The sequence below is a fragment of the Bacteroides caecigallinarum genome (assembly GCF_021531075.1).
Lineage (GTDB): Bacteria > Bacteroidota > Bacteroidia > Bacteroidales > Bacteroidaceae > Phocaeicola > Phocaeicola caecigallinarum_B.
In genome coordinates this window covers 1-1,707 of record NZ_JADYTJ010000117.1, presented here as the reverse complement: position 1 = coordinate 1,707, position 1,707 = coordinate 1, and the positions used below count along the sequence as shown (strand labels likewise).

1 protein-coding gene and 1 pseudogene are annotated in these 1,707 nt (G+C 29.3%); both read right to left on the bottom strand.

Annotation, left to right across the window (positions count from 1 at the left end; all coding sequences use genetic code 11):
• Window positions 1-1,197: AbiH family protein (locus tag I6E11_RS14545; protein WP_235338823.1), on the bottom strand; the 1,197-nt coding region annotated here is incomplete at its 3' end.
• 63 nt (window positions 1,198-1,260) lie between these two features.
• Window positions 1,261-1,707 (bottom strand): annotated as a pseudogene (locus I6E11_RS14540) (hypothetical protein); the annotation flags it as partial.

Here is a 1,707-nt window from a genome sequence, read left to right as displayed (position 1 = left end):
CCTTGACACGTTTTGAATAATGTCCAAATAATTATCGGAACCATCTTCTTTTTGGTAATAATAAGGTTTTATTGATACACAATTTTTATGTTCAAACAAAGTGTTAAGTAAAGTCCGATCTGAGTTTCCACAAGAATGTCCCATAACTAATATTTGAAATGGAGAAGATTCTATAAATGATAACATTTTACGATATTTATTAGATTCCAAGTACTTTATAGATTTAATATTTTGTAAGCACTTATTATCATTCAATTTTACAATTTCATTATAATGATCTTCCAATTCATCACCATAACCAAATATGACACTTTCAGTGCTATCAAGAGCACCATGAATCTGATTGTGACAGAAACCCATATTAGAAGTTAAATAAAATTTAGACGTTGGAGTATAATTAAAGTCCAACAACATTATATTGTCTGGTAATAATATTTCTTTAGGGTATTGACCTCTTAAAATAAATTCCAGGATTTCCCCATTAAAAGAATCTTCAGAGAACTTATTGCAAAATTCAATATTATCCTTGATTAATAAATCATTTTTCAGGAGATTGTATTGTGAAAAACGATATCCCCACTCCTTCTCTCCCTTATTAATCCACGATTTAAAATGATCAACAAGATGTATCATTCCTTTTATAGAAATATCATCAGGATTAAAAGGTGCATATATTATTTCTTTTATTTTATAATTGATTATTGCCTCATCTATGTTTAAACTACTAAGATATTCTATAAGTTTTATTTTTAAGAAATTCATCTGTCTATTCAACTCAGAACAAGTACATTCATTGTTTTCTGGATATAAAGCACATGATTTTAATATCTCATAATATTCAACTTCAATATCTACCCATCCCTTAGACTCAATAGATTTACATATACGCTGAAAAAGAATACTATGACAATGAAACTCACAAACCTGTTCATCATTACAAACCAAATCTACGATATCTCGCAGAGAGAGAGATTTCGTAATAATTTGATAATGCCATGCCCAAACTAAATACCAACCAGCAAGTCCTACTTCATCCTTAAGTCTAAAAGAACAAAGGCCATCCTCTTCTTCTTTTTTCGAACTGCTAAGTAAACGAAGTCCCCATTGTTCCCAATACCAATTTATAAAATCCTCGTATTTGGTAGAAAGCCCATGGGCTAAATCAAAACCATTTCCTATAAGTATAATCCTATTCATTATATTCCTTGTAATAGCTTTTATAAGACATCCAAAAACATGGGCAAAATATATACCACCCTATTATTTTTCTAATTTAAATTGGGCCTCTTTCTCTTTAATAAGCAATAAAGATATATCAAACAAGACCTTTATAGTATTATTCAATTCAAGAGAAAAATCTTTAATCGAAGTGGTCATCTTATCAACATCATCATAGTATGAAATAATTTTTCTATCTAATCGTTCCAGTTCAATGTTTACTTCCTGAATCTCTTGCTGAAGTGACTTTCTTCTTTCTACGTCTGGCGTTTGTTTACTTAAATCCAATAAGATATTTTTTCGATGCATATTATTCTCTTTTATTTGAATATCATATCTATTTTGATTAATACGTTCTATAAAAGAGAGTTCTTGATCTAATAAATCAGATAGTCCCATACGTGCTTTAATCCAGCATTCTTCATAAGCCTTTTCTAAATTTGTTTTCTGGCGTTGTACATCTACTTCAAATACAGATCTATACTGTAA